This window comes from Kocuria oxytropis (assembly GCF_040981195.1).
Lineage (GTDB): Bacteria > Actinomycetota > Actinomycetes > Actinomycetales > Micrococcaceae > Kocuria > Kocuria oxytropis.
Genome location: NZ_JAVFXA010000127.1, coordinates 1 through 503, shown reverse-complemented (window position 1 = coordinate 503; position 503 = coordinate 1). Strand labels below are relative to the sequence as shown.

Below are 503 nucleotides of genomic sequence, written 5' to 3'. Positions count from 1 at the left end.
CGAGGGCGTCGGGGTCCCCTGCCACCCGGACCCCGTGGGCGGTGGGCGGCACGGCGTCGGCCAGGCGCCGGGCCAGCTCCCGCAGGCGCACGGGCCGCGCCAGGTCCCCCACGCGCCCGATGCCCACGGTCGGATCGGCGGGGTGCGGCGCGAGGGGCGTCGTCGTCGTGAGGCCGGCGGCCCGTGCCACGGCGTCCGAGACGCCGTCCGGGGCGGAGTCCGCGTTGGTGTGGCAGGCGAGCAGGGCGCACCGGTGCTCGATGAGCTCGTGCACCACGGCGCCCTTGAAGCCGTCGGCGGCCACGGACGTCACGCCGCGCAGGAGCAGGGGGTGGTGGGTGACCAGCAGGTCGGCGCCGGTGGACACGGCCTCGGCGACGCCCCCGGCCACGGGGTCCACGGCGAACAGGATCCGGCGCACGGGCTGGTCGGGGCGGCCGGTGACGAGCCCGCTGGCGTCCCAGGGCTCCTGCAGGTGCATCGGCCACAGCCGCTCGACGGTC

At 78.5% G+C, this 503-nt stretch carries 1 protein-coding gene; it reads right to left on the bottom strand.

Annotated elements, in window-relative coordinates; translation table 11 throughout:
• Window positions 1-503, bottom strand: a 503-nt coding sequence (locus QYM41_RS17925) for a Nif3-like dinuclear metal center hexameric protein (protein WP_368801113.1), incomplete at both ends; no start/stop codon positions are given.